Here is a 24,813-nt window from a genome sequence, read left to right on the forward strand (position 1 = left end):
CATGAGGCTCACTCGTCATCCAGCGCCCAGCCCTTGCAGCGTTCGACCGCCTGGTGCCATCGCCGGAACAGACGTTGGCGCTCGGCCTCGTCGATGCGCGGCGTATAACGGTTGTCGAGCTGCCATTTTGCGGCCAGCTCCGAACGGCTGCTCCAGAAACCGGTGGCCAGTCCGGCCAGATAGGCGGCGCCCAGGGCGGTGGTCTCGACAATCCGCGGCACTTCCACCGGCACCCCGAGAATGTCGGCCTGGAACTGCATCAGCAGACGGTTGACCGAGGCGCCGCCATCGCAGCGCAAATCCTTGAGGGTGATTCCGGAATCGCGCTGCATCGCCTCGATCACGTCGCGCGTCTGGTAGGCCATGCTCTCGAGCACTGCCCGCACGAGGTGTCCCTGGGTGGTGCCACGGGTGATGCCGATCAGCAGGCCGCGGGCGTAGGGATCCCAGTGTGGTGCGCCCAGACCGACCAGTGCCGGCACAAAATAGACGCCTTCGTTGTCCGGCACCGAGCGCGCCAGCGCCTCGACCTCGGCAGCCGATTGAATGATCTTCAGACCATCGCGCAGCCACTGCACGGCCGCGCCGGTGATGAAGATGGCGCCTTCCAGAGCATACTCGACCGGCTCGTCGCCAATCCCCCAGGCGATGGTGCTCAGCAGTTTTTCCTTGCTGAAGACCAGTTTTTTGCCGGTATTCATCAGCACGAAGGAACCGGTGCCATAGGTGTTCTTGGCGAGACCCGCGCCGTGGCAGGCTTGCCCGAACAATGCCGCCTGCTGGTCGCCGGCGATTCCCGCGACGGGAATACCGTGTGTTCCGAAGAACATCTCCGGATCGGTCGATCCGAAAATGCACGCAGAAGGCCTGACCGCGGGGAGAACCGCCTTGGGGATATCGAGCAGTTCGAGAATTTCTTCGTCCCAGCGTAATTCCTGAATGTTGTACAGCAGCGTACGCGAAGCGTTGGAATAGTCGGAGACATGCGCCTTGCCACCGGTCAACTGCCAGACCAGCCAGCAATCCATGGTGCCAAAAGCGATTTCGCCGCGCTCTGCGCGCGCGCGCAGACCGTCTACGTGATCCAGCAGCCACTTCACCTTGGTGCCGGGAGAAATACGGGTCGATCACCAGACCGGTCTTGTGGCGGACCCATTCCTCCAGTCCCCGCTCTTTCAGCTCGTCGCAATAGCGTGCTGTCCGACGGTCCTGCCAGACAATGGCCCGGGCCACCGGCCTGCCGGTGGCCCGATCCCAGAGCACTGTCGTTTCCCGCTGGTTGGTGATGCCGATGGCTTGCAGATCGCTGGCTCGGACACGCGCGACGCGCAGGGCTTCGCCGATGACCCTGACGGTCACCTGCCAGATCTCCTCGGCGTCGTGCTCCACCCAGCCAGGCCGGGGATAGTGCTGGGCGAACTCGGAATAGGCTCGGCCCTTGACCTGCCCGTCGTGGTCGAAGATCAGCACCGTCGAGCCGGTAGTGCCCTGGTCGATCGCGAGAACGTAGCCTTCACTCATGGTTCGAGAGTCTAGGCAAGTATCGATCGACCGGTCAAGGGATATCCTGGCTGCACGATCTGCTGGAATGGCGCCAGCACTGTTAGAATCTGGAATTCCGTGATTTCCTTCTTCAGACGCAAGCATGCAGATCACCATCACTCGTCCCGATGACTGGCACCTCCATCTGCGCGATGGTGCGGCGCTGGCAGCGGTCCTGCCGCACACGGTGCGCCAGTTTGCCCGCGCCATCGTGATGCCCAATCTGCGCCCGCCAATCACCACGGTCGCCGCTGCCCAAGCGTATCGTGCGCGCATCCTCGCCGCGCTGCCGCGGAGCGTGGCTTTCGAACCACTATTGACCCTCTATCTGACCGACAAAACGCCCGCCGACGAAATCCGCCGTGCCGTCGATTGCGACAGCGTGCACGCCGTCAAGCTCTACCCGGCCGGAGCGACGACCAACTCCGATTCGGGAGTGACGGATGTCGATCGATGCGCGCCAGCGCTGGAAGCGATGGCCGAGCTGGGAATGCCTTTGCTGGTGCACGGCGAAGTGACCGACCCGACGATTGATGTATTCGATCGCGAGCGGGTGTTCATCGAGTGCGTGCTGCGACCTCTGCTGGCGCGGCACCCGCAGCTCCGGGTCGTTTTCGAACATATCACGACCGCTGACGCCGCCAACTTCGTTGCCGATTGCGGGCCGAATGTCGCGGCGACGATCACTGCTCACCACCTTCTTTACAACCGCAACGCCATTTTTGCCGGTGGGGTGCGCCCGCATTACTACTGCCTGCCGGTCCTCAAGCGCGAGAGGCATCGCCAGGCACTGCTGCGCGCGGCCACTTCAGGCAACCGTAAATTCTTCCTCGGAACCGATTCCGCGCCACATGCGCGCACCGCCAAGGAGACCGCCTGCGGTTGCGCCGGTTGTTACACGGCACATGCAGCGCTCGAACTCTACGCGGCAGCCTTCGAGTCGGCAGGCGCTCTCGATCGGCTGGAGGCCTTCGCCAGTTTTCATGGCCCGGACTTCTACGGTTTGCCGCGCAATGGCGGCCAGGTAACGCTCGAACAGCAGGACTGGCGTGTACCCGAAACCTACGCGTATGCTGATGACGATCGGCTGGTCCCCCTCGGGGCTGGCGAGTGGCTGCACTGGCGGATGCTCGACTGATGCCGCCACCAGGTTCCGGAATTCGCCAGAGGAAATTTCCTTGTCATTGAAAAAGCTGCTCCCCTGCTTGCTTCTGCCTCTGTTGATGGCCTGTTCGGATCAGCGCGCGTCTTTCGAAATTGCCTCGCGCCAGCATTCGCTGACGCTGATTCGTGTTCAGAACTTTTTCTGGGAAAAAACCGCCAGGTACGCGATCGTCGCGGCGCGCATGCCCGATTGCCAGCGGCGGCACGAGATGGGACCGGGAGGTGCTGAAAGCAGGGTAGAGGTCTATGCGCCGGGTAACGATGCCTGGATTCTCAAGCAAGGCAAGCGCATGTTTGTCGTCGAAACGCGCAGCTGCGAGGGCTTTGCGAAACTTGACGGAGAACCCGACGGTGGCATGGGCCCCTTGCAGGGAACGTTCCAGATGCGCAGCGGGACGCTTTCCTTTGTCGCCGCACCGCCGAGCGAGGCGCCAGTCGCGCAGTGAGCGGGGCATGGTGCGCCTGGTCACATCGGTAAAAGTTGACCCATCGATCGGATCGGGCAGCGCTTCCTCCTTCTGCAGGCACCGGCAGACCTACCGGTTTGCTCGCCGTCTCTTTAGGGTTCGGGTTCAGGCCGCGAGTGTGGCTGCGCTGCAGCTCACTTCTTCTTGACTTCGGGTGTGTGCGAGCCGGCACTCGACGATGTTCCACCAAAAGGTGTCGTCGGCACGACGGGCTTCTGGGGTTGCTTCGGTTTCTTGACTTCGCGATTACTGCGTAACTGACTCTTGGCCATGCGGATTCTCCTTAAGCTGTTGCAGTGTGGCATGCCAGATGGCACGCGCCAGCATACGCGCTATTTAGCTCACACGGAAGGGGTTGGTGGAGCTGCTGCCAGAATTGTCCATCGTCAAGCCTAGAGTGCCGCGCTGCGGTCGCCGTTGACGAAGCCCAGTAGTGGTTCGCTGATGCCTTTACCAAGGGCGATCACCTTGAAAAGTTCTCCCATTTCCGCTGGTGAAACCAGTTTTTGTGCCGCGTTGGCGAGCGGCAGGTAGCGCATCGGGTCGCTCGCCGGCGTTCTTGCCAGGATCTCGGTCAAGCCGCAGTTGAAGAGAAAGTTCGACTGCGTGGTGTAGCCCAGCAAATCCAGTCCGGCCTCACAGCCTGCTTCGACGATGGCGGTGAAGTCGACATGCACCGTGATGTCCTGCAAGCCCGGCAGGTAGAAGGGTTCACCATGTGCGTGGTGACGGTAGTGACACATCAGCGTGCCAGCATCGCGCTGCGGGTGGTAATATTCGCGCCGCGGAAAGCCATAGTCGATCAGAAGCAGCGCACCGTGTCCCAGGATCGCGGCCCATTGCGCCACCCAGGCCGGCGCCAGCAGTGCGATTTCACTCAGATAGCCGGGTGCTATCGCACATTCCGCGGCCAGAACTCGGGCACGTTCGAGCAGCCGGCCATTGGCCGGGCGATCGCTCCAGATGAACTGCCCATCCTTGACCGCAACACCGCGCTCGGCGATTGTTGCCCCGTTCCAGCTCACGAGATGTGCCGGCATCGCATCGAGCACTTCGTTGGCTAGCACCAAACCATCGAAATGCTCGGGCAGGTGGTCAAGCCAGCGTACGCGTGGCAGGAGATGCGGTGCACGCTTGCCAAGCGTTTCGTGCTGGCGGGCACACAATTCACCGGACACTTCGAGGATGCCGTAACATTTGGGAAGCTGGTCGCGCCGAGCCAGTTCAAGCAGCAGGTCGGCGGCGAGTTGCCCGCTCCCGGCGCCAACCTCGACGATTTGTGGAGAAGTCAGTGCAAGCAGTTGCGCTGCCTGCGCGGCCAGGGTCTGAGCGAAGGTCGAGCCGAGCTCCGGTGCGGTAATGAAATCTCCGCCTGCGCCAAACTTGTGCGCACCACCGGCATAATAGCCCTGAGCTGGTGAGTAGAGCGCGAGATCCATGAAGCGATCGAAGCCGATCCAGCCGCTTGCGGCTTCAATCCGCGCCGCGATGTCGCGGCTCAGCGCTGCGCTGCCGGCCAGCGCATCGGCCGTCGGAACGGGCAGCGAGGCTGCGATCCGGGCAGTCAATGCTTCACTGTTCGCAGACTTCGAAGCGGACCTGGCCGTACACTTCCGGATGCGTCGTCGCCAGCCAATGCTCCGCCTCCGATTCTGCACGCGCCCAGGTGGCTGCGCGCAAGGGCACGAACTGCTTGCGGTCGTCGGCTTCGGGCCATTCGAGCGTGTAGCTGTGGAAACTACCGTGCCCTTGCAGGTGGATCTTGCACGTCATACTCGGCGGTTCGCGATGCAGTCGGGCAGTCGTGCCGTCGGTCAGCCGCAGCCGGTAGCGCGGTCCCTTGCCCTGGTATTGCACGATGAATTCCTGTTGCCCGGCGTCTTCTTCGATGATCTGCCACTCGGCACAAGCTTCGATGATCGCCCCGATCGGCAGATCCTCTTCATCGCGAATGACTTCAGCATTTACCGTGTGGGTTTGCTCTGCCTGGCCTTCGAGGAGTTCGTGCCAGGGCAAGCCCTGCCGGGTCGGCGGTGCAAACGGAAGGGCGTGCTTGCCCTGGCGAATACGGGCAAAGAGCGAGGATTTCCGGATATCTTCGAGGTCAATCGACGGAAATGTCGAGCGTGGGTCGGCACGAAAGTTGCCAGCTCCCATGTAGCCGACATTCCACAGTGTTTTCAACCACTCGGCGGTGTCGAGAGCGAGCTGTGCCAGGTGATCGTCAAGCTCAGCGCTGTGCGCCTCGGTTTCTCGCCGGAGGGTTGCTTCCCCGGCCAGCAATTCAGCTTCGCGTGCGCGCGCGCGCAGTAACTCCTGCAGCAGGACGCTGACCCATTCGGCTTCGGCTGCCGGGAGTTTGCCGATACGCTCGGTAATCATCATCAGATCGTCGGCGTCGAGGGGGGGTGTCCAGGTGGCTCATCAATGATCTCCCAATATCAGTTTTGTTACAGTTTACCGCGACGCCGATGGAAAGGAGCGTTTTTCGGAAGACGGTGGCAAGAATCCGCTAGAATCAACTCTTGGTTGCTTTCCTGATCGTTGGGATAGCATGGGGATGAGCAGGGGATGAGCGGAAAGACGATCTTGGTAACCGGTGCCGCCAAGCGGGTGGGCAGCGCCATTGCGCGCGAAATGCACGCAACCGGAGCCAACATCATGGTGCACTACCGCCAGGCATCGGCGGCTGCCGCAGCGCTGGTTGCCGAACTGAATGCGCTCAGACCCTTTTCGGCAGCTTGTCTGCAGGCCGATCTGCGGGACATCGAGACCTTGCCATGGCTGGTGACCGGCACCATTGATCGTTTTGGCCGTCTCGATGCCCTGGTGAACAACGCCTCAAGCTTTTTTCCAACGCCTTTCGGCAGCATTGACCAGGAGGCCTGGGATGATCTGGTGGGCAGCAATCTCAAGGCGCCGCTGTTTCTGACCCAGGCTGCCGCGCCACATCTGCTGGCTGCGCGCGGCGCCGTCGTCAACATCACCGACATCCATGCCGAAAGACCACTCGCCGGTTATCCACTGTACTGCGCAGCGAAAGCGGGCCTGCTGGGACTGACGCGTGCCCTGGCCATTGAACTGGGGCCGCTGGTGCGCGTGAATGCCGTTGCTCCGGGGCCGATCCTGTGGCCCGAGGATGGCTTTTTTGACAGTAGCACGCGCGCAGAAATCGTGGCACATACCTTGCTGGAGCGAGCCGGCTGTCCGCAGGACGTCGCCCGGGCGGTACATTATCTACTCGAAGACGCAACCTACGTGACCGGTCAGGTCATCAATGTGGATGGCGGTCACAGTGCGCATCTGTAATTCATCATGCCATTGGAAAGGGCTCCTTTGGAACTGTCGAATACCCTGCTGCGCCTGAGAAAACGCCTGGAGAGCCAGGCTGGCAAGGCGATTGCCGACTACAACATGATCGAGGATGGCGATACGGTTCTGGTCTGCATTTCCGGCGGCAAGGACTCGTACACGCTGCTGTCGCTACTGATGGCCTTGCGTGAACGTGCACCGGTCGATTTTCGCTTGATCGCCATGAATCTCGACCAGAAACAGCCGGGTTATCCTGCTGATGTGCTACCGAGATATCTGACGAAAATTGGTGTCGACTATCGGATCGTCGAACGGGATACCTATTCGGTGGTCAAGAGCAAGATTCCGGAGGGCAAGACGACCTGTTCGCTGTGTTCTCGACTGCGTCGCGGCATCATTTATCGTACCGCCAAGGAAATCGGTGCCAACAAGATCGCGCTTGGTCACCATCGCGATGACATCGTACACACGCTCTTCCTCAATCTTTTCTTTGCCGGACAGCTCAAGGCAATGCCGCCCAAACTGGTCACCGACGACGGCGTGCATGTGGTGATCCGACCGCTGGCCTACTGCGGCGAAGCGGACATCGCGCGTTTCGCGCGCGGCATGGACTACCCGATCATTCCCTGTAATCTCTGCGGCTCGCAGGACAATCTGCAACGCCAGAAAATTCGCGAAATGATGGCTGACTGGGATCGGCGCTACCCTGGACGCACGGAATCGGTTTTTTCTGCGCTCCAGAAAATCGTTCCCTCGCATCTGGCCGACCAGACCTTGTTCGACTTCAAGGATTTGCGTCCCGGGACCGAGCTGACAACCATGGCTGGAGGCGATTCGGTGTTCGACCCGCAGCCACCCGGCGATCGCTGCTCATCGCCGGAAATCATTCCGCTACAGGTCGTGCGGCGATGAACAGCAAGCCCAGCAGCGATGATGACCGGCCTGCAGAATCGATGCAGCAGGCTGATGCCAAGGAACAAGACAGGGAGTACGATACATGAGCAGCAGAGAAAGGATGCTGTCGGTAGTGTTTGCTGCGGTTGCCGGGAGCTCACGACTATTCGAAAAACTCGCTGGTGCCGAAGCCCTGCACGCCGTTGACCGTTGCATGAAACGCATGCGCCGTGGCATTGATGGCTTTCACGGCCGCATTGTGAAGACCGGTCGGGACGACCTCACCGCAGTCTTCGCCAACGCCAACGATGCCTGCCAGGCGGCCATCGCCATGCAGCGGCGGGTCGCCGACCTGCCACCCGTCTCCGGCGTTCAACTGGCGATCCAGGTCGGTTTTCATCATGGAGCCGTGATCGAGGAGCTTGGTGAGTTCCTCGGCGAGTGCGTGAACACTGCGGAATCCCTGGCGAGGCTGGCCGGCGCCGGGCAGGTGTTGACCAGCGGCACCACACAGGTACTTTTGTCGCCGCATCAGCAGTTGTCGATACGCCCCCTGGAAAATCGGTCGATCGCCGGACAGCCTGCTGAACTGCAGGTCTTCGAAGTGCTCTGGCTTGAGCATGCGAGTGAGCCTGCCAAAGCGATTGTCGAGCCGCATGCGCCCGTGCAGGATAGGGACTGCGGCTTTGCGTACGTTATGGTCACATTGTGAAAGTGCTCGACAAGCACCGAACCAGCCTGCTCATGGGCCGTGATACGAGTTGTGAGATCACGGTTCGCGATCGCCGCGCCTCTCGCAACCACGCGCTGATTGAGCGGCGAGGCGAGCATTTCGTACTTACGGATGTCAGTACCAATGGCACTTTCGTGACGGTCAACGGCGAGCAGGAGCTGTTTCTGAAGCACGAGGAACTTGCCCTGCACGGCAGCGGAATCATTGCCTTTGCCGCTCCAGCAGGCAGTTCGGGCGCAGACATCGCCGAATTCGAACATCTTTGAGAAGACCGGGCTGCTGCGCGTATAACGGTGCATGCCACTGGCGACACAGCAACTCTGTTCCGGAATGCCGGCGATTACGCAGGCAAGGTGCGGGCGACGACCAGCAACACCACCCGCACAGCACCGTGCAACTTCACCGTACGCGCCAATTCGTCCAGTGACGCGCCGGTGGTCATCACATCGTCGATCAGGAGTAGTCGCTTGCCGGTAAAATCCGATTCGCAGTGAAAGGCACCACGAACATTTCTTGCTCTTTCTCGCCAGGGTAGGTCAGCCTGCATGGCGGTGCGACGGATGCGGCGGCAACTGCGCGTGTCGATAGGGATTCGGCAGGCTTTGCCGACCGGTCGGGCGAGTTCGAGCGCCTGGTTGAAGCCGCGTTCGCGAAGACGCAGGGGGTGTAACGGCAAGGGGATGATCAGGTCGGCAAGCTCGTTCTCGCTCAGCAAGGCAAGATGGTGGCCGAAGTAGTCTGCGAGTGCCAGACGATGTCCATACTTGAATGACTGCACCAGCTTGTCCATCGGGAAGGCATAGCGAAAAGCGGCGAACGTGGCATCGTAGTGCGGTGGCTTGGCGAGGCAGCGGCCACAGACTTCACCATGCGACGTCGGCAGCGCACAGCGAGGACAGACTGGCAGCGGCAGTCGCGGCAAATCCGCCTCACAGGCTCGACAGAGGAGGTGCTCGCCGCTGTCGGCGCCGCATAACAGACAGTCCTGCGAAAGCAGCCTTGCGCACGATCTGCGGACCAAGCCGGCGCTTTGAGTTAAGATTGACATTTTTCAAGTGCTCGCAAAGAATCCGTACTGCCGGGCCTTAATTTACCCCAACCCTTAGGTTTACCGACCATGAATGCCATTCCTCAAGCCGCCGCGCTTACTCCCGAACATGCTGCCGCTGCAGCCCGCACAGCGTGCTGGACTGTCGCCGAAGTCGAGGCGCTATACCAGCTTCCCCTGATGGACCTGATCTTCCGTGCACAACAGGTGCACCGCGAGAACTTTGACGCCAATGAGATTCAACTCTCGACGCTGCTCTCCGTCAAGACCGGCGGTTGTTCCGAGGATTGCGGCTATTGCTCGCAGGCGGCACGCTACAATACCGAAACCGGACGTGAAGCCTTGCTGCCGCTCGACGAGGTCATCGCCGCGGCGCAGGCCGCCAAGGACAAGGGCGCCTCGCGCTTCTGCATGGGTGCTGCCTGGCGAGGTCCGAAAGACAAGGATCTCGCGAAAGTCAGCGAAATGATCCGCGCCGTCAAGGGCCTCGGTCTGCAGACCTGCGTCACCCTGGGCATGCTCAAGGATGGCCAGGCCAACGAACTCAAGGAAGCCGGTCTCGATTACTACAACCACAACCTCGATACCGATGCCTCTTTCTATGGACAGGTGATCACCACCCACAAGCACGCCGACCGCATCGATACCCTTGGCCAGGTACGTGAGGCCGGCATCAAAGTCTGTTCCGGAGGAATCATCGGCATGGGCGAGTCGCGCCGCAACCGCGCTGCGCTGATCGTCCAGCTTGCCAGCCTCAATCCGCCGCCGGAATCGGTGCCGATCAACAATCTGGTACCGATTCCCGGTACACCGCTGGCCGATGTTGCGCCGATCGATGGTTTCGAGTTCGTGCGCACCATTGCCGCCGCGCGCATCACCATGCCATCCAGTTTCGTACGTCTGTCGGCCGGCCGTCAGGCGATGGCCGAAGAACTGCAGGCCCTGTGTTTTCTGGCTGGCGCCAATTCGATCTTCTACGGTGACAAACTGCTGACCACCGGCAACCCTGAAGCCGATCGTGATCAAGTGCTGTTCGAGAAGCTTGGGCTACGGCCGATCTAGGCGAGCCAGTCGTCAATGAAGGCACCGGCGCAGTTCGTCGAGCAGCGCCAGGTGCGACGAAATTTTGCGCGGGCGGCGTCGACCTACGACGAGGTAGCAGTTCTGCAGCGCGAAATCGGCAGTCGCATGCTCGAACGCCTCGACTATGTGCGTATCGAGCCGCAGCGTGTCCTCGATCTCGGTTGCGGCACCGGTGCCAGTCTCACCGCGCTGCGTGAACATTATCCCAAAGCTTTGCTTCTTGGCGTCGATCTTTGCGCAGCGATGCTGCAGGCGGGACAGGCACAACGCTCGCGGCTGCGCTACTTGCTGCCGTTTCTGCGCGGCAGGCAAGCGCCGCTGCTGGTCGCGGATGCAGCCTGCCTGCCCTTGCCAAGGCAGTCGATCGATCTCGTCTGGTCAAATCTGATGCTGCACTGGCTTGATGATCCACTGGCAGTGTTTCGTGAAGTGCATCGGCTGCTCGCCATCAATGGGCTGCTGATGTTCTCGACTTTTGGACCGGACACCCTGAAAGAACTGCGCGCCAGTTTTGCCGATGGTTACGTCCATACCCAGCGTTTTACCGACCTGCACGACTACGGCGACATGCTTGTCGAGTGTGGTTTTACCGACCCGGTGATGGATGCGGAGGTCCTGACCATGACCTACGCGAGCTTTGACGACCTGCTCAACGATTTGCGCAGAAGTGGCTCGACCTGTGCCATGCGGGCTCGCCGGCATGGCCTGATGGGGCGCTCGGCCTGGGCCGCGGCGCGCGCTGCCTATCCACAACTCGCGCACTCCGGACGGCTGCCGGCGACCGTTGAAGTGGTCTATGGACATGCCTGGAAAGCGCCACCGAGAAAGACCGCTGACGGGCGGGCGATTGTCCGTTTCGATCCCAGACAGCGCATGCGTTGATCCGGCAACCTGCGTTTCAGCGCGGTCTCTAGCACTCGCCGCGCCTCATCACCAGTACGGCAGCGACGACCAGAATAGCCAGAAAACAAAGACAAGACCAGTTGGCCATCGACAGGCCGAGGAACAGCCAGTCCTTGCTTGAACAGAAACCGGTGGCCATGAACAGCGACGGCCAGCGTACGCCAAACCAGTCGACAATCTGCTCGATCAGCGTCGGCTCACCAAAACCGCAGGCCATGCTCGCGTCGGGCAGAAGCTGCAGCCAGCTCTGGTAGGCTGCGGTCGCCAGGCCGCCGGCTGCCGTCAGGCCGAGCGGCACGCCCCAGAAGCGGGAGTAGCCGGGCAACAGCACACCGGCCAGCGCGAACAAGGCAATCAGCAGATAGAGCAGGCGCTGAAAGATGCACAGAGGACACGCCTGCAGCCTGAGCATCTCGCCGAGCAACCATCCGGCCAGCGTCAGACCGGTCGCCGCCAGCATCAGCAGGCCGAAGGCAAGACGCGGCGAAACGCGCATCAGTGGGCTCGATCAGGCCAGTACATAGCTGCGCAGGCGCAGCGATAGTTCCTGCAACTGCCGAACTCCCGAATGCTCGGCGCGCTCGCACCAGTCCTGCAAAGCCTTGAGCAGATGCTCACGGGACGCGTTCGAGCGTTCCCAGACGGCCACCAGTTCCTCGCGCATGGCGTAAGCGGTTTGCAGCGCACGACTCTCGCCGAGCAGCAACTCGAGTCGCCCGCGCTGTTCCTGCGGAACAGCACCGGCATCCGCCGCCAGCCAGCGTTTCATGCCCTTGAAGCGACTGCCGTCCTGCAGCGTGACGAGTTCCTCGCGGTATACCTGTTTCAGCGAGCGAGCGTACTGCGAAAGTACGTCGTAACGGTTAATGATTACCGCCTGCAGGGTGTCGAAATCGACGACCGGCCGCAGATGACCCAGACGTGGTCTGGGTGCCACCTTCTTCACATGTGCCAGGCCAAGTGCAGAAAGGATGCGGATATAGAGCCAGCCGATGTCGACTTCGTACCATTGGATCGACAACCTGGCAGAAGTCGGAAAGGTGTGATGGTTGTTGTGCAGCTCTTCTCCACCAATCAGGATACCCCAGGGGGAAATGTTGGTGCTGGCGTCCGGGGAAGCGAAATTACGGTAGCCCCAGAAGTGCCCGAGACCATTGATCACGCCAGCCGCCCAGAATGGAATCCAGGCCATCTGCGCAACCCAGATCAGGGTGCCCGGCAGCACGCCCAAAACCGCGATGTCGATGAGCAGCATGAGCAGGACGCCGAGTTTGTGCCATGGCGAGTAGAGATGATTCTCGAGCCAGTCGTCGGGTGTGCCGCGGCCGTAACGCTCGATGGTATCCTGGTTTCGGGCCTCCCTGACGTAGAGCAAGACGCCGGTCCAGAGGACCCTGTGAATGCCGAAAACCTGCGGACTGTGCGGGTCTTCCGCAGTCTCGCACTTGGCGTGATGCTTGCGATGGATCGATGCCCACTCCCTGGTCACCATGCCGGTACTCATCCACAGCCACAGGCGAAAGAAATGTGCGACCAGAGGATGCAGATCCAGTGCACGATGCGCCTGATAACGGTGTAGGAAGATGGTCACCGCGGCGATCGTGACATGCGTCAAACCCAGGGTGAGCAACACATAAGCCCACCAGGGCCAATCGACTAATCCAGCGTACATAAACCGTCCTTTAATGAGCAAGCACGCGATTCTAAGGCAATAAGCCGTCGTGCCAAAGCAACTTGTCAGAAACTTTGACAAACCCTGGGGGTATTCGCCACCGGCAGGCTTTGTGGGTCGCCGGCAGGCCAAACACGGCCTTCTCGGGTGCAAGTGTGTACGCACAGCCACAAGCCGTTATCATTGGCGAATGAAAACACATATCCTGCTGGTCGAGGACGATGAGCGCCTCGCCAACCTGACTGCCGAGTACCTGCGAAAGAACGATTTCGAGGTCCAGATCGAGCCGCGTGGCAACACTGCCGAGGCACGCATTCTCGACGAACGACCCGACCTGGTCATTCTCGACGTGATGCTGCCCGGCAAGGACGGATTCGAGGTCTGCCGCACCGTCCGCCCGCATTACGGCGGGGTGATCCTGATGCTGACGGCACGCGACGAGGACTTCGACCAGATCCTTGGCCTGGAACTCGGTGCCGATGATTACATTGCCAAACCGGTACAGCCGCGCCTGCTGCTGGCGCGCATCAAGGCCTTGCTGCGCCGCTCACCGGTCAACCCGGGCAGCACTGGCAGCACTGGCAGCGACTCGGCGGAACCAGGCGAACCTTCCGAACTGGCTTTTGGCAGCTTTCGTATCAGCCAGGCGACCCGCAGCACGCAGCTCGGCAGCAATGGCATCGACCTGACCACAGCCGAATTCGATCTGCTGTGGCTGCTCGCCCGCCACGCCGGCAGCATCCTGTCTCGCGACGACCTGCTGCAGGAACTGCGCGGGATCGGCTTTGATGGGCTAGACCGCTCGATTGACGCCCGCATTTCAAGGCTGCGCCGCAAGCTCGGAGACGATCCGGAAAACCCGACGCGAATCAAGACCGTACGCGGCAAGGGCTATCTGTTCAGCAAGCATGACTGGCAATAGCAACAAGCTGCTCGCCATCCTCGGGACTTACAAGCCGGCGCCCTGGCGAGGGCGCTACAGCCTATCCCGACTATTCTTCAATTTCTACCTGCTGGTCATGGGCTCCTTCGTGGCCATTGCGATCTTTGCCGACTTCGTCATTTCGACTGCGGTCAAGGGCATCACCGACGACTACACCAGCCGCTTCATGCGCGGCACGGTGCTCCTGATCGAAGACGAACTGTTTCGCAGGCCACGTTCGGAATGGCCAAAGACGATCGCAGCGCTCGATCGGAAGTTCGCCTACAAGCTTGACATCGTCGACCGCTGGACGCTGAATCTGCCGCCAATACAGGCAGAGAGACTCGATAGTGGAGAACTGGCGATTGACGCGCAGGGAGACATCATCTACCACCGCCTCAAACAGACCCCGCAGATTCTGGTAGTCGGCCCGATTTCCCCCGAGCGCAACCCGGAATACCCGCGCGGGATTCCGCTCGATCTACGCATCAGTCTGCTGACCTGGAGTCTGATCGGTGTCTGTCTGGCGATTGTCGTGTGGCTATGGGTGCATCCGGTCTGGCGAGATCTGGAAGCGATGCGACAGACCGCACGCGCCCTCGGCGAGGGACTCTTCGCGGCGCGTGCCCCAAGCATGCGCAGCAGTGCTTTCAGACCGCTGGCAGAAACTCTGAACGGGATGGCCGAACGGATCCAGCAGTTGATTGCAACGCAGAAGGAGTTGTCGAGCGCCATCTCGCACGAGTTGCGCACACCGATTGCGCGCCTGCGCTTCGCGCTCGAGATGCTGGCGGAAACTCCTGACCCAAACGAGCGTGAGCGTTTGTGGCGAACGATGGAAGCTGACCTCGATGAACTCGACGGCCTGATCGATTCCAGTTTGACCTACGCTCGCTTCGAGCGCGAGCAGCCTGACCTCGACCTGACCGCGGTCGAGATCGCTCCCTGGCTTGAAGAACAGGTGGAGGCCAGCCGCGTGCTGGCGCGCAAGCTTGAGCTGCAGGTCGACAACACCGCCTTGCCGCCGCTGCTGCGCGTTGAACTCGATCGCAGAAGCATGCCATACGCGATCACCAACCTGCTGCGCAACGCCATCAAGTACGCCAGGACGCGTATCCGGGTCAGTACGGAAGTGCGCGATGGCCGGATCCAGGTGCACGTCGACGACGACGGCATCGGCATACCGGCTGATGAACGTGAACGTGTCTTCTCTGCCTTCACCCGCCTCGACCGTTCGCGCGACCGTGCGACCGGTGGTTACGGACTCGGGCTGGCGATCGCACGACTGGTACTGGAACAGCATGGCGGCAATGCCAGCGCCGCGGCATCACCGCTTGGCGGGGCCCGCTTCACGCTCAGCTGGCCCCTGTCACAGAACGTCACGGAAAGCTGACGCAATTGCTGCAGACGAATGCTCTGGTCGGCCTCTATCATTGCTTCCCATGTACAGAACAACGATCAAGGAAGACAAGATGAGCGACTTCAAGCTGAACTGCGAGCACTTCCTCGCCACTACACGTCAACACTTCTTCGCCAGTGACTCGGCCTCGTCCGGCCAGCAGGGCGTTTCTGAAGATGATTCTGCGGATCACTTCTGCGAAACAGCGCACGGCGCACACTGCGGGTAGATGAGGGCGGTGGCGCAACTCCCGCAGCCCTTCCCGGTGGCTGAAGGAATCGGCATCTTCATCGGGATTGTCGCTTGGGATGTGCTCAGCGCCGGAGAAATGGAACTGCTCAAGGCTTCGCTGATCGCCGCCGTCGGCGCGCTGGTCTGGTACGGCGCACGCTGCTGGCTGAGCAGGCGCAGGCGCCGAACATCATGACCGTATCAGCAAATGGTTTGACCTCCCTGTAGCCCGTCGCAACGATGGGCCTTCAATCCCGCGCAGATTACGGCGCGGGATTTTTTTTCGTCACGAGAAGCGCCAGGCACGCTCGCTGACGGCATACCACCAAGCAGGCGTACCTCGCGCTGCGGGAAGGGAATCTCGATGCCGTGCTCGCGGAACGAGTTCCAGATCATCAGGTTGATCGCCGAACGGACGCCACCGGTCCCCTCCTGCGGGTCGGCAATCCAGAAACCAAGCTCGAGATTGATGCCACTATCGGCAAACAGTGTCAGCAGCGCTTGCGGCGCAGGTTCGGCCAAGACGCGCGGCTGTGCCTGCGCTGCCTCGGTCAACAGGCGCATCGCCTGCTCGAGATCGGTGCCATAGGCCACCTGTACCGGTACCATCATCCGCAGTCGTGAATCGGTGAAGGACTCATTGCGCACGATGTTCGACACCAGGTACTCGTTGGGAATGATCACCTCGGTACCGGCCAGTGTGCGCAGGACCGTATAGCGGGAAGTGATCTGGGTGACGACTCCGGAGGTCGTCGCATCGAGACTGACCAGGTTACCGATGCGAATCGATCGGTCGAGCAGAATGATGAAGCCACTGACGTAATTGCTGGCGATTCTCTGCAGGCCGAGTCCGAGACCGACGGCAAATGCGCCACTGAACACCGACAGAGCAGTGATGTCGATGCCGACGATCGACAGGCTCAGCAACAAGGCCACCACCGACAGCACTGCCTTGACCAGGCGGCCCAGCACCACGCGCAGATTCGAGTCCAGCGTCTCGCTGGCGAGCAGGCGAGCCTCGATCTCGCCCGAGAGCCAGAGTGCGACCAGGACTGTGACGACGACGGTCAGCAGGCCGGTCAACAGGGTCCACAGGTCCAGCTTCTGCTTGCCGACGTGGAAACTCACCTGTTCGAGGATCTCGATCAGAGGTTCCGCTAGCCCGGTCAGATAGAGCGCCAGGCATAACCAGATGGCTGTGGCGATGAAGCGCTCGGAACTGGCCAGCCAGCCACTCGGCGAGAAAGCGTGGCGCAGAACATAGATCGCCGCCCGTACCAGCGCCATCGAGAGCAGCAATGGCACGGCCAGATCGAGCAGGCTGACCGGCCCGAGCTGCCAGTGCCTGAAACTCTGGCGGACAATCAACACCGACAGCAGCGCCAGCAGGGGAAACGCGACGCGCTTCAGGCTACCGGTACCGAAGGCGCGCAAGGCACCGTGCGCCGTACTCACGCGCGCGAACTCGTGCCGTCGGCCGTAGCGCGCGCCCCCCCAGGCGAGCAGCAAACTCGCACCCAACGCCAGCACCTGCCAGAGAAAAGCCGGATCCTGAAAATCCCGCCAGAGGTCGAACAGCAGGGCAAACATCTGCTTTTCGGTCATCGCCGCTCCATTACTGCAGCATAAAAGGCGTCGGTCCCGTGATGATGGGGAAACAAGCGCAGGCGCTCGCCGACGTCGATCGCGATCCCCTGCCTGGTCAGGACATCCTGTGCAGAACACAGAACAAAGTCCGGGTGCGCCGCCAGGAAGGCCTGGACCACCGCCTCGTTCTCGACTTCGAGCAGACTGCAGGTCGCGTAGACGAGGCGTCCACCCGCTTTGACCAGACTCCCGGCGGCCGCCAGAATCGCCGTCTGTTTGACCCCCAGCTCGGCAACACTTGCCGGCGTCTGCCGCCACTTCAAGTCCGGGTTGCGACGCAGGGTACCGAGGCCGGAGCATGGCGCGTCGACCAGCACCCGATCGAGTTTGCCGGCAAGGCGCCGGATCCTGATGTCACGTTCGGATTCGATCCGCAGCGGATGCACATTCGACAGGCCGGAACGTGCCAGGCGTGGTTTCAGCCTGGCCAAGCGCCGCTCGGCGACGTCGAAGGCGTAGAGCCGGCCCTGCGAACGCATCAGCGCTCCAAGCAACAAGGTCTTGCCACCCGCACCAGCACAGAAGTCGGCAACCATTTCGCCGCGCTTGGGCTGCAACAGGAAACCGAGCAGCTGGCTGCCCTCGTCCTGCACTTCGATGCTGCCATCGATAAATAACGGATGCTTCGACAGGGCTGGCTTGCCGAGCAGACGAATTCCCAGCGGCGAATAGCGACAGGCCTCGGCCGCCAGCCCGTCGGCCAGCAAGCTCGCCAGCACCTCCGACCGACCAGCCTTCAGGGGATTGACGCGCAGATCCAGCGGCGCCGGCTGATTGAGAGCGTTTGCCAGGCGATCGACTTCATCGGCTGCGTACTGCGCCATGAACTCGGCGTACAGCCAGTCGGGCAGATCGAGGCGAACCGCCGGCGGCAGTTCGTCGATCTTCACCGCCTTGGCCTGTGCCAGCCATTTGCTCTCGGATTCGCTCAGCACGCCCTCCAGCTGGCGCCGGTTCATTCCCTGCAGGCAGGCCAGGGCGGCGAGCAGCAGCCGCCGCGAGCTCAGTTCACCGGCACAACGCGCCGACAGCGAGCGCTTGCGACGCAGCACGGCGAACACCGATTCGGCGACGAAACCGCGGTCGGCATGGCCGAGTTCGCGATGCTGGCGAAAATAGTGGGAAACGATCAGGTCGGCTGGAAAAGCCGAGCGCAACAGTTCCGACAGCAGTGCTTCGGCGTGGCGAAAGAGGGCGGGAGTAAAACGCGCGGTGCTTGCGGTCATTGCGGTTCCTGGCTGATTTCAATGGCGGTCGCGACCTGCACGTAAAGATCGCCCTTGCGGTCAACATGCTGGATTTTCACCGGCAGCAGCGCACGCTGGTAGGCCAGCCAGAGTTCGGTCGTGGCCACGCCCGGCACGCGCAGGTGCAGGCAGCGAAAGGTTCCTGCCGGAACCACGACGTCCTCGTCGCCGACGACTTCGACTCGATAGTCTGCATATTTTTTCCCGGTCACGATCGGCAAGCTGCGGCTCGCGCCGAGGTCAGGCAACAAGCCCAACTGGTAGGGAAAGCTCAACAGGTCCTGCGTACCGGGGCGCAAGGCCTGCACCGGCCGATCGCCGATCCGCAACTGCAGCGCATCCCAGTCGAACTCGGCTCGCTGGTCGCTTGCGCGCCCCTTCTGGTGGGTCATCACCCGCTCGGGAAGCAATCCGGCAGCGGTCCACCGGCCGCGACTTTCGACTTCGAAATGCAGCGGCCGGAAAAACCCTACCAGTCCGTTGGTTTCGGTCACCGCCGTGATCCGGTATCTGCCGTCGACGACTTCCCAATCGTGGATCGAGAAACCGATCTGAAAACCCTGATCGCCGCGATCGACGCGGTAACGAATCCTGCCATGCGCCGGCAATTGCGACGCGACCGGCGCCGAATGGGCAAGCGGTGACGGGATTGCCGGCAACAGGTCCGGCATGGCCTCGAGTTCTTGACTTCCTTGTAGCACAGGCGCCGGGTCGGGCTCTTGCGCAGAGACGGGCGCCGGGGTCGCCGCTGGCGAATCACGAGCGCTCAGCACCGACCGGGGCGCGGCTGACGCCGTCGGCTTGCGCCGCGCCGGATGCCGATTCGCTGCCACAGGCTTCACTTCAGCCTTCGCCTCCGGCTGGAGGGACGGCAGAGGCGCTGGCGGCGTCTTCAGTTCAGCAATCAGCGTCGGCGGCTCGCTACCGGCCGACCAGTCGATCTCCGGAGCAAAGAGCAGCAGCGAGTGGACACCGAGCGAGGCAAGGAAGGCGATGATCAGAACGACAGGCATCGGCTCACCGAATTACCCCGCGACGAGCTGCGGAGCGATCAGCACCACGCCGCCAGCCTGCGGCGCATCCAGCGATACGCGTCCGTCACGCAGTCGCAGGCGGCCTTCGGCAAACCAGCGCACCGCCAGTGGGTAGACCTGATGTTCCTGCGCCAGGACGCGCGCGGCAAGCGTCGCCTCGTCGTCGTCGTCGAGTACCGGTACGGCTGCCTGCACGATGACCGGTCCATGATCCAGGTCGGGGGTCACGAAGTGTACGGTGCAGCCGTGAATCCGGACGCCTTCGGCCAGCGCGCGGCGGTGCGTGTGCAGGCCGGGAAATGCCGGCAACAGCGAAGGGTGAATGTTGATCAGGCGATTCTCGTAGCGACGCACGAAAGCCTTGCCGAGAATCCGCATGAACTCCTGCCAGCACCACGAGGTCTGGTGCGAAGCCGTCAATTGCCGCGGCGACCGCGACATCGAATTGTTCGCGCTCGGCAAACCCTCGATGGTCGATGACGCACGTTGGCACGCCGTGTGCTTCGGCGGTCTGCAGGCCCAGGGCATCGGGCCGGTTGGAGATGACGCCGACGATACGCGCCGGCATCGCTCCGGAAGCCGCAGCGTTCAGCAGCGAAGTGAGGTTGCTGCCACGCCCGGAGATCAGGATCACCAGGGTAATCATGCGCTAGCCTTGTGGTGTTGCAGCCAGCTGACGAACACCGGCAGCAGCGAAATCACGATGATCGCAACGATCACCAGCGTCAGATTCTGCTGAATCCACGGCAGGTTGCCGAAGAAGTAGCCCGCCAGAGTCAGCGAGCCGACCCAGCCGATCCCACCGATCAGATTGAAGAAAGTGAATTTTCCGTAGCTCATCGCGCCGATGCCCGCCACGAACGGTGCAAAGGTGCGAAACAGTGGCAGGAAACGCGAAATGACCAGGGTCTTGCCGCCGTGCTTCTCGTAAAAGGCGTGCGTCTTTTCGAGCGCCGATCGGTTGAAAAAACGCGATTGCTCCCAGTGGAAGACCTTTGGCCCGAGATAGCGGCCGATCTGGTAGTTGAGCATATTGCCAAGCAGCGCTGCGGCAATCAGCACCGCGAGCAGGACGCCGATCTGCATGCCACCCAGCGCTGCCAGCGCACCGGCGACGAAGAGCAGCGAATCACCGGGCAGGAAAGGCGTCACCACGAAGCCGGTCTCGCTGAAGATGATCACGAAAAGGATCGCATAGATCCACGACCCGTATTGCTGCACCAGTATCGCCAGGTGCTTGTCGAGGTGCAGGATGATATCGATAAAGCTGGTCAGGTATTCCATCGTCAGAAAGGAGGCTGGAGGCAAGGAGCGATTCTACCGGAAGCCGGGCCGGTATAATGAGCCGATGCCCGAAACCACCCGCATCCATCTCCTGCCCGATCTCTTGATCAGCCAGATCGCTGCCGGCGAGGTCGTCGATCGGCCGGCCTCGGTACTCAAGGAACTGCTGGAGAATGCCCTCGACGCCGGCAGCTCGACGATCCAGATCCAGCTCGAAGAAGGCGGCGTCAAACTGATCCGCGTCATTGACGACGGTGACGGCATTGCACGCGACGAACTGGCGCTGGCACTGGTCCGCCACGCGACCTCGAAGATCAGCTCGCTCGATGACCTCGAACGCGTCGGCACGCTCGGTTTCCGTGGCGAAGCGCTGGCCTCGGTGGCCGCCGTCGCGCGGGTCACCATCGCCAGTCGGCAGCAGGTCGGCAGCACCGCCGGACAGCATGCCTGGCGGCTCAGTGCGGAAGCGGGGGCAACGCCCGAACCAGCCTCCCTGCCCTTCGGAACCGTGGTCGAAATGCGCGATCTTTATTACAACACGCCGGCACGCCGAAAATTCCTCAAGTCCGACAACACCGAATTCGCCCATTGCGCCGAAGCCGTCAAGCGCATCGCGCTGGCCCATCCAGAAGTGGGGTTCACGCTCACGCACAATGGTCGTGTCAGTCTGCACCTGCCCAGGAGCGATGTGCGAACGCGTGCCGGCGCGATTCTTGGCGAGGATTTTCTCGCCGAGTCGCAGCGCCTTGACGCCGCTGCCGGGCCACTGCGCGTTCTTGGCTTCTGCGCGCTGCCGGCCTACTCGCGCGCCCGCGGCGACGCCCAGTACGTCTATGTCAATGGCCGTTTCGTTCGCGACAGGCTATTGAGCCATGCCCTGCGCGAGGCTTACCAGGACCTGCTGCACGGCAGCCGCTACCCGGCTTACTGTCTGTTTCTGGAAGTCGATCCGGCGACTGTCGATGTCAATGTCCACCCGCAGAAGACCGAGGTCCGCTTCCGCGACGCGCACTCGGTGCACCAGTTTGTCTTCCATGCCGTGCAGCGGCTGTTGTCGAGTCCGCTGGCAACCCCGCCAGCGCCGACTGCGCAGATGCCGGCAGCAGACGAGTCGTCATCGCGCTGGCCCGATCATCCGGCGAGCGCGACCCAGGCCGAGCGCCCGACCTTCACCGGCCAGACAGCGTACCAGGGTTCTCTCGGCGTTGGCGAACCTGCCAGCAACAGTACTTACCTGGCGTTCGCGCAGGCCGCGCAAGTCCCGGATTCACTGCCGCCAGCCGCCGAAGCCGAAGCAGCGCCGCTTGGTTATGCCCTCGCGCAACTGCACGGCATCTACATCCTGGCGGAGAACCGCCAGGGTCTGGTGGTCGTAGACATGCATGCGGCGCACGAACGCATCCTGTACGAGAAGCTCAAACACGCACTCGACGAGCAAGGACTGGCGACGCAGGCGCTGCTGATTCCCGCGGTGTTCAATGCCGAAGCGATCGACGTCGCCACCGCCGAAGAGCATGCCGCAGCACTGCGACAACTCGGTTTCGATCTCGCGCCGATGGGTCCCCGGCAGCTCGCGGTGCGTGGCGTTCCATTCCTGCTGCAGGCCGCCGACCCGGCCGCGCTGGCGCGTTCGCTCTTGAACGAACTGCGCGAGCATGGCGTCACGCAACTGCTGACCACAGCGCGCAACGAGTTTCTCGCCAGCATGGCCTGCCAGGGCGCAGTGCGCGCCCGGCGGTTGCTGTCGCTGGCGGAAATGAATGCTCTGCTGCGGCAGATGGAGGAAACCGAACGTTCCGGCCACTGCAACCATGGCCGTCCAACCTGGACGCAGTTGAGCATGACCGATCTCGACCGCCACTTCCTGCGCGGCCGATGAGCGAGGTCGCCGCACCTCCGGGAGTTCTGCCGCCGGCAATCCTGCTGATGGGACCGACCGCCAGCGGCAAGACCGCGGTGGCGCTCGAACTTTCGCGGCGCTTCCCCGTCGAGCTGATCAGCGTCGATTCAGCGCAGGTCTTTCGCAACATGGACATTGGCACCGCCAAACCCGACGCGGCAACCCTGGCCGAATTCCCACATCAACTGATCGACCTGATCAGCCCGCAGGAAGCCTACTCGGCGGCCCGCTTCCGTGCTGACGCACTGCGCGCAATGGCAGCGGTCACGGCGCGCGGCCGCGTGCCCTTGCTCGTCGGCGGCAGCATGCTCTACTTCAAGGCACTCGTCGACGGCCTGGTCGACTTGCCGGCAGCCGACCCGGCAACACGTGCGGCGATCGACCGGGATGCCGCTGCCCGGGGGTGGCCGGCGCTGCACGCCGAACTCGCCGAGGTCGATCCGGCAACGGCGGCGCGCCTGCAGCGCAGCGATGCACAACGCATCCAGCGCGCGCTCGAAGTCTTTCGCCTTTCCGGCCGCCCGCTGTCGGCGCTGATCATGAGCGAGGAGAAAGCGGCGCCGCCCTACCGCTTCGTTTCGGTCGGCCTGCTGCCCTCGGATCGTAGCGTCCTGCACCAGCGCATCGCCGACCGCTTCGCAGCGATGCTTGCCGCCGGGCTGGAGGCCGAAGTCGAGTGCTTGCGCAAAACATACCACTTACATCCTCATCTGCCGTCGATGCGCTGCGTCGGTTACCGGCAGGTGTGGGAAGTCCAGGACGGCCTCGCGCCCCGTCGCGAACTGCGCGAGCGTGGCATCTACGCCACCCGCCAGCTCGCCAAGCGACAGATCACCTGGATCGGCAACACGCTGCGGCCGCAGACCGTCGATTGCCTGAGCCCCGATCTGGCCGGTCAGGTCAGCCGGATCATCGGCAGCATCTTCGCCTGACCGCAAATATTCGGCCAGGCACTGCCTGCAGCGCTCAGTGCGGGATCAGGTCTCCGCTGCAAGATCTGCGTGCTTCAACAGCATTTCACAGCGATCGACTACCCGAGCTACAGCAGGCGTCTGATCGGTACTGGGCCACTGCCGAGAATAGGCTTCGGCACGCGCGGCGAGATGGCCATCCTCCAGCAAGCGTTTGATCAGCCGAGGCAACACCGCCGGGTTACCTTCAATGGGCAGCAAAACGCCGGCACCGAGGACTTCCACACGGTGACTGGTCATCGTCTGTTCCATCTGCATCGGTAGCAGCAGCAGCGGTTTGCCGTGATCGAGGGCGATGTCGGTCATCCCGCCAGCGTGGCAGATGATCGCCGTGCACTGCTTGACCACCTCACGCATCCGCAGAGGTATTGCACTGAACGTGACATGCTCGGATTCGTGGCGTTTGCGGACTTGCTCAGGCAGTCCCGCCGCGTAGATCAGATAGCGCGCCCGGCTCTTGGCGATGGCATTGAGCAGGGGTTCGAGATGCTTGTAGTCCGACTTCAGGTAGGCAAAGACGCGTGCTCCGTCGCCCAACGGCCAGAGCGGGTCGGCACCCATGTTCAGGCTGTTGATCGGGCCGAGATACTCGCCATCCTGGCGAACACCATAAACATCGAGCGGCGGCCGCGCACAGATGTAGGTCGCCTCCGCTTCGAACAGATCGGCCACCTGACGGATCAGCGGGGCGCCCAGTCTTTGCAGAACGGTGTTGCAGTTGCGCGTGCTCCGCTCGTCGGTTTCCGCGAGGCGCGCCTGCTCACCAGCGCCACTGGTCCACCAGCGGTAACGCGGCAAGGGACGCACGCGCGGCGGAACGGCAAAACTGTTGCCGAGAAGCAGGCGTGGGATGCCGAGACCGCGAGCGGCGAGCAAGGCGGTCGGCGCCATATCGAAAACCAGCAACTGCGGCTGCAGCAGTTCCCACAAGCCACGCCAGGCCATCGCCATCGCCAGCAGACCTTCGGGATGGAGAAAGCCGAATCGGTAGAGTGTCTCGGTGAAGTTGAGGTCTGGTGGCAAACCGAACACCGGGGTGAGCCACACCGGAGCCTGCAGGAACTCGATCCGATGCGGACCGAGCACCGCCTCGGCGCGCGAAATATCTCGCAGGACCAGCACCGGCCGATGCCCTCGCTCCCTGAGCTGCAGCGCAATCGGCAGGTAGCGCGCAACATGTCCAAGAGCTGCCCCCAGTTCCCAGTTCAGTACAATCGTGGCCATCCAGCAAGCGCTCTCCCCGGAAAACGCAACGGGCGCCAAGACGCCCGTCAGGTGCGACCAGACGCCACCAAGGCGCCGAGCAGAGACGCGGACTCGCGTCGGTCGGGTTAGCGTAGCCTAAGCCGACATTCTGAAC

General features: G+C 62.2%; 25 protein-coding genes and 2 pseudogenes. 14 read left to right on the top strand and 13 right to left on the bottom strand.

Going from position 1 to position 24,813, the window contains the following annotated elements:
- Positions 1 to 8: 8 nt before the first annotated feature.
- A pseudogene (gene glpK, locus E4Q08_RS00495) lies at positions 9 to 1,521 on the bottom strand (glycerol kinase GlpK).
- Between the two features lie 124 nt (positions 1,522 to 1,645).
- Here glpK and pyrC point away from each other — a divergent pair.
- Together pyrC and E4Q08_RS00505 are read left to right on the top strand one after the other, a co-directional pair.
- Positions 1,646 to 2,680: a dihydroorotase gene (gene pyrC / locus E4Q08_RS00500; protein WP_034918833.1), complete on the top strand. Its 1,035-nt coding sequence runs from the start codon at positions 1,646 to 1,648 to the stop codon at positions 2,678 to 2,680.
- Between the two features lie 40 nt (positions 2,681 to 2,720).
- The gene (locus E4Q08_RS00505) at positions 2,721 to 3,152 is read left to right on the top strand and encodes a hypothetical protein (RefSeq protein WP_169068966.1); all 432 of its coding nucleotides are present in this window, start codon (positions 2,721 to 2,723) and stop codon (positions 3,150 to 3,152) included.
- 155 nt (positions 3,153 to 3,307) lie between these two features.
- On the opposite strand, the gene E4Q08_RS00510 is transcribed toward E4Q08_RS00505, so the two are convergent.
- The 3 genes from E4Q08_RS00510 to E4Q08_RS00520 form a co-directional block, all read right to left on the bottom strand.
- The gene (locus tag E4Q08_RS00510; RefSeq protein WP_169068967.1) at positions 3,308 to 3,445 is read right to left on the bottom strand and encodes a hypothetical protein; all 138 of its coding nucleotides are present in this window, start codon (positions 3,443 to 3,445) and stop codon (positions 3,308 to 3,310) included.
- A 120-nt stretch (positions 3,446 to 3,565) separates the two neighbouring features.
- On the bottom strand, positions 3,566 to 4,741 hold the full coding sequence (locus E4Q08_RS00515) for a class I SAM-dependent methyltransferase (protein ID WP_248594605.1): 1,176 nt from the start codon (positions 4,739 to 4,741) through the stop codon (positions 3,566 to 3,568).
- A 4-nt stretch (positions 4,742 to 4,745) separates the two neighbouring features.
- Complete coding sequence (locus tag E4Q08_RS00520; protein ID WP_169068968.1) at positions 4,746 to 5,558, bottom strand: hypothetical protein; 813 nt, start codon at positions 5,556 to 5,558, stop codon at positions 4,746 to 4,748.
- A gap of 186 nt (positions 5,559 to 5,744) precedes the next feature.
- Between E4Q08_RS00520 and E4Q08_RS00525 the strand changes: the two genes are divergently transcribed.
- The 4 genes from E4Q08_RS00525 (at position 5,745) to E4Q08_RS00540 (ending at position 8,378) form a co-directional block, all read left to right on the top strand.
- Positions 5,745 to 6,482 (top strand): pteridine reductase, encoded by a 738-nt coding sequence (locus E4Q08_RS00525; protein ID WP_169068969.1) that lies wholly within the window; start codon positions 5,745 to 5,747, stop codon positions 6,480 to 6,482.
- A 6-nt stretch (positions 6,483 to 6,488) separates the two neighbouring features.
- Positions 6,489 to 7,397 carry a tRNA 2-thiocytidine(32) synthetase TtcA gene (gene ttcA, locus E4Q08_RS00530; RefSeq protein WP_169068970.1) on the top strand — a complete coding sequence of 303 codons (909 nt, stop codon included), beginning with the start codon at positions 6,489 to 6,491 and terminating at the stop codon, positions 7,395 to 7,397.
- A gap of 85 nt (positions 7,398 to 7,482) precedes the next feature.
- Entirely contained in the window at positions 7,483 to 8,091 is a 609-nt protein-coding gene (locus E4Q08_RS00535) for an adenylate/guanylate cyclase domain-containing protein (RefSeq protein ID WP_169068971.1), read from the top strand.
- Positions 8,088 to 8,378, top strand: a complete 291-nt coding sequence (locus tag E4Q08_RS00540; RefSeq protein WP_169068972.1) for an FHA domain-containing protein — start codon at positions 8,088 to 8,090, stop codon at positions 8,376 to 8,378. The genes E4Q08_RS00535 and E4Q08_RS00540 overlap by 4 nt, the downstream gene beginning before the upstream one ends.
- A gap of 74 nt (positions 8,379 to 8,452) precedes the next feature.
- On the opposite strand, the gene E4Q08_RS00545 is transcribed toward E4Q08_RS00540, so the two are convergent.
- Complete coding sequence (locus tag E4Q08_RS00545; protein ID WP_169068973.1) at positions 8,453 to 9,160, bottom strand: ComFC family protein; 708 nt, start codon at positions 9,158 to 9,160, stop codon at positions 8,453 to 8,455.
- A gap of 69 nt (positions 9,161 to 9,229) precedes the next feature.
- Between E4Q08_RS00545 and bioB the strand changes: the two genes are divergently transcribed.
- Both bioB and bioC read left to right on the top strand, forming a co-directional pair.
- Positions 9,230 to 10,222, top strand: a complete 993-nt coding sequence (bioB, locus tag E4Q08_RS00550) for a biotin synthase BioB (protein ID WP_034916692.1) — start codon at positions 9,230 to 9,232, stop codon at positions 10,220 to 10,222.
- A 15-nt stretch (positions 10,223 to 10,237) separates the two neighbouring features.
- Positions 10,238 to 11,125, top strand: coding sequence for a malonyl-ACP O-methyltransferase BioC (gene bioC, locus E4Q08_RS00555; protein WP_034916690.1), 888 nt, complete (start codon positions 10,238 to 10,240; stop codon positions 11,123 to 11,125).
- Between the two features lie 28 nt (positions 11,126 to 11,153).
- Here the strand turns inward: bioC and E4Q08_RS00560 are convergent, their stop codons facing one another.
- Together E4Q08_RS00560 and E4Q08_RS00565 are read right to left on the bottom strand one after the other, a co-directional pair.
- On the bottom strand, positions 11,154 to 11,642 hold the full coding sequence (locus E4Q08_RS00560; protein WP_169068974.1) for a disulfide bond formation protein B: 489 nt from the start codon (positions 11,640 to 11,642) through the stop codon (positions 11,154 to 11,156).
- 12 nt (positions 11,643 to 11,654) lie between these two features.
- Positions 11,655 to 12,818 carry a DesA family fatty acid desaturase gene (locus E4Q08_RS00565; protein WP_169068975.1) on the bottom strand — a complete coding sequence of 388 codons (1,164 nt, stop codon included), beginning with the start codon at positions 12,816 to 12,818 and terminating at the stop codon, positions 11,655 to 11,657.
- 190 nt (positions 12,819 to 13,008) lie between these two features.
- Here E4Q08_RS00565 and E4Q08_RS00570 point away from each other — a divergent pair, with 190 nt between their 5' ends.
- From E4Q08_RS00570 to E4Q08_RS00585, 4 genes are all read left to right on the top strand, one after another.
- Positions 13,009 to 13,740: a winged helix-turn-helix domain-containing protein gene (locus tag E4Q08_RS00570; RefSeq protein ID WP_169068976.1), complete on the top strand. Its 732-nt coding sequence runs from the start codon at positions 13,009 to 13,011 to the stop codon at positions 13,738 to 13,740.
- Complete coding sequence (locus tag E4Q08_RS00575) at positions 13,727 to 15,133, top strand: ATP-binding protein (protein WP_169068977.1); 1,407 nt, start codon at positions 13,727 to 13,729, stop codon at positions 15,131 to 15,133. The genes E4Q08_RS00570 and E4Q08_RS00575 overlap by 14 nt, the downstream gene beginning before the upstream one ends.
- 79 nt (positions 15,134 to 15,212) lie before the next feature.
- Complete coding sequence (locus tag E4Q08_RS00580) at positions 15,213 to 15,368, top strand: hypothetical protein (RefSeq protein ID WP_169068978.1); 156 nt, start codon at positions 15,213 to 15,215, stop codon at positions 15,366 to 15,368.
- A 9-nt stretch (positions 15,369 to 15,377) separates the two neighbouring features.
- Positions 15,378 to 15,566, top strand: a complete 189-nt coding sequence (locus tag E4Q08_RS00585; protein ID WP_169068979.1) for a hypothetical protein — start codon at positions 15,378 to 15,380, stop codon at positions 15,564 to 15,566.
- Positions 15,567 to 15,571: 5 nt separating this feature from the next.
- Here E4Q08_RS00585 and E4Q08_RS00590 read toward each other — a convergent pair whose 3' ends face one another.
- The 5 genes and pseudogenes from E4Q08_RS00590 to E4Q08_RS00610 all read right to left on the bottom strand — a co-directional run bounded on the left by E4Q08_RS00590 (position 15,572) and on the right by E4Q08_RS00610 (position 20,582).
- Positions 15,572 to 16,975, bottom strand: a complete 1,404-nt coding sequence (locus tag E4Q08_RS00590) for a mechanosensitive ion channel family protein (protein ID WP_169068980.1) — start codon at positions 16,973 to 16,975, stop codon at positions 15,572 to 15,574.
- A complete protein-coding gene (locus tag E4Q08_RS00595) occupies positions 16,972 to 18,243 on the bottom strand; it encodes an RsmB/NOP family class I SAM-dependent RNA methyltransferase (RefSeq protein WP_169068981.1) in 1,272 nt (423 codons plus the stop codon). The genes E4Q08_RS00590 and E4Q08_RS00595 overlap by 4 nt, the downstream gene beginning before the upstream one ends.
- Entirely contained in the window at positions 18,240 to 19,277 is a 1,038-nt protein-coding gene (locus E4Q08_RS00600; RefSeq protein WP_169068982.1) for a DUF3108 domain-containing protein, read from the bottom strand. The genes E4Q08_RS00595 and E4Q08_RS00600 overlap by 4 nt, the downstream gene beginning before the upstream one ends.
- 12 nt (positions 19,278 to 19,289) lie before the next feature.
- Positions 19,290 to 19,944: pseudogene (purN, locus tag E4Q08_RS00605) on the bottom strand (phosphoribosylglycinamide formyltransferase).
- Positions 19,941 to 20,582, bottom strand: a complete 642-nt coding sequence (locus E4Q08_RS00610; RefSeq protein WP_034913519.1) for a DedA family protein — start codon at positions 20,580 to 20,582, stop codon at positions 19,941 to 19,943. Before E4Q08_RS00610 ends, purN begins: the two are co-directional and overlap by 4 nt.
- A gap of 64 nt (positions 20,583 to 20,646) precedes the next feature.
- Between E4Q08_RS00610 and mutL the strand changes: the two genes are divergently transcribed.
- Together mutL and miaA are read left to right on the top strand one after the other, a co-directional pair.
- Positions 20,647 to 22,461, top strand: a complete 1,815-nt coding sequence (mutL, locus tag E4Q08_RS00615) for a DNA mismatch repair endonuclease MutL (RefSeq protein WP_169068983.1) — start codon at positions 20,647 to 20,649, stop codon at positions 22,459 to 22,461.
- Positions 22,458 to 23,414, top strand: a complete 957-nt coding sequence (gene miaA, locus E4Q08_RS00620; RefSeq protein ID WP_169068984.1) for a tRNA (adenosine(37)-N6)-dimethylallyltransferase MiaA — start codon at positions 22,458 to 22,460, stop codon at positions 23,412 to 23,414. The genes mutL and miaA overlap by 4 nt, the downstream gene beginning before the upstream one ends.
- Positions 23,415 to 23,459: 45 nt before the next feature.
- On the opposite strand, the gene E4Q08_RS00625 is transcribed toward miaA, so the two are convergent.
- The gene (locus tag E4Q08_RS00625) at positions 23,460 to 24,677 is read right to left on the bottom strand and encodes a glycosyltransferase (RefSeq protein ID WP_169068985.1); all 1,218 of its coding nucleotides are present in this window, start codon (positions 24,675 to 24,677) and stop codon (positions 23,460 to 23,462) included.
- Between the last annotated feature and the right edge of the window lie 136 nt (positions 24,678 to 24,813).

This window comes from Candidatus Accumulibacter contiguus (assembly GCF_012940005.1).
Taxonomy (GTDB): Bacteria; Pseudomonadota; Gammaproteobacteria; order Burkholderiales; family Rhodocyclaceae; genus Accumulibacter; species Accumulibacter contiguus.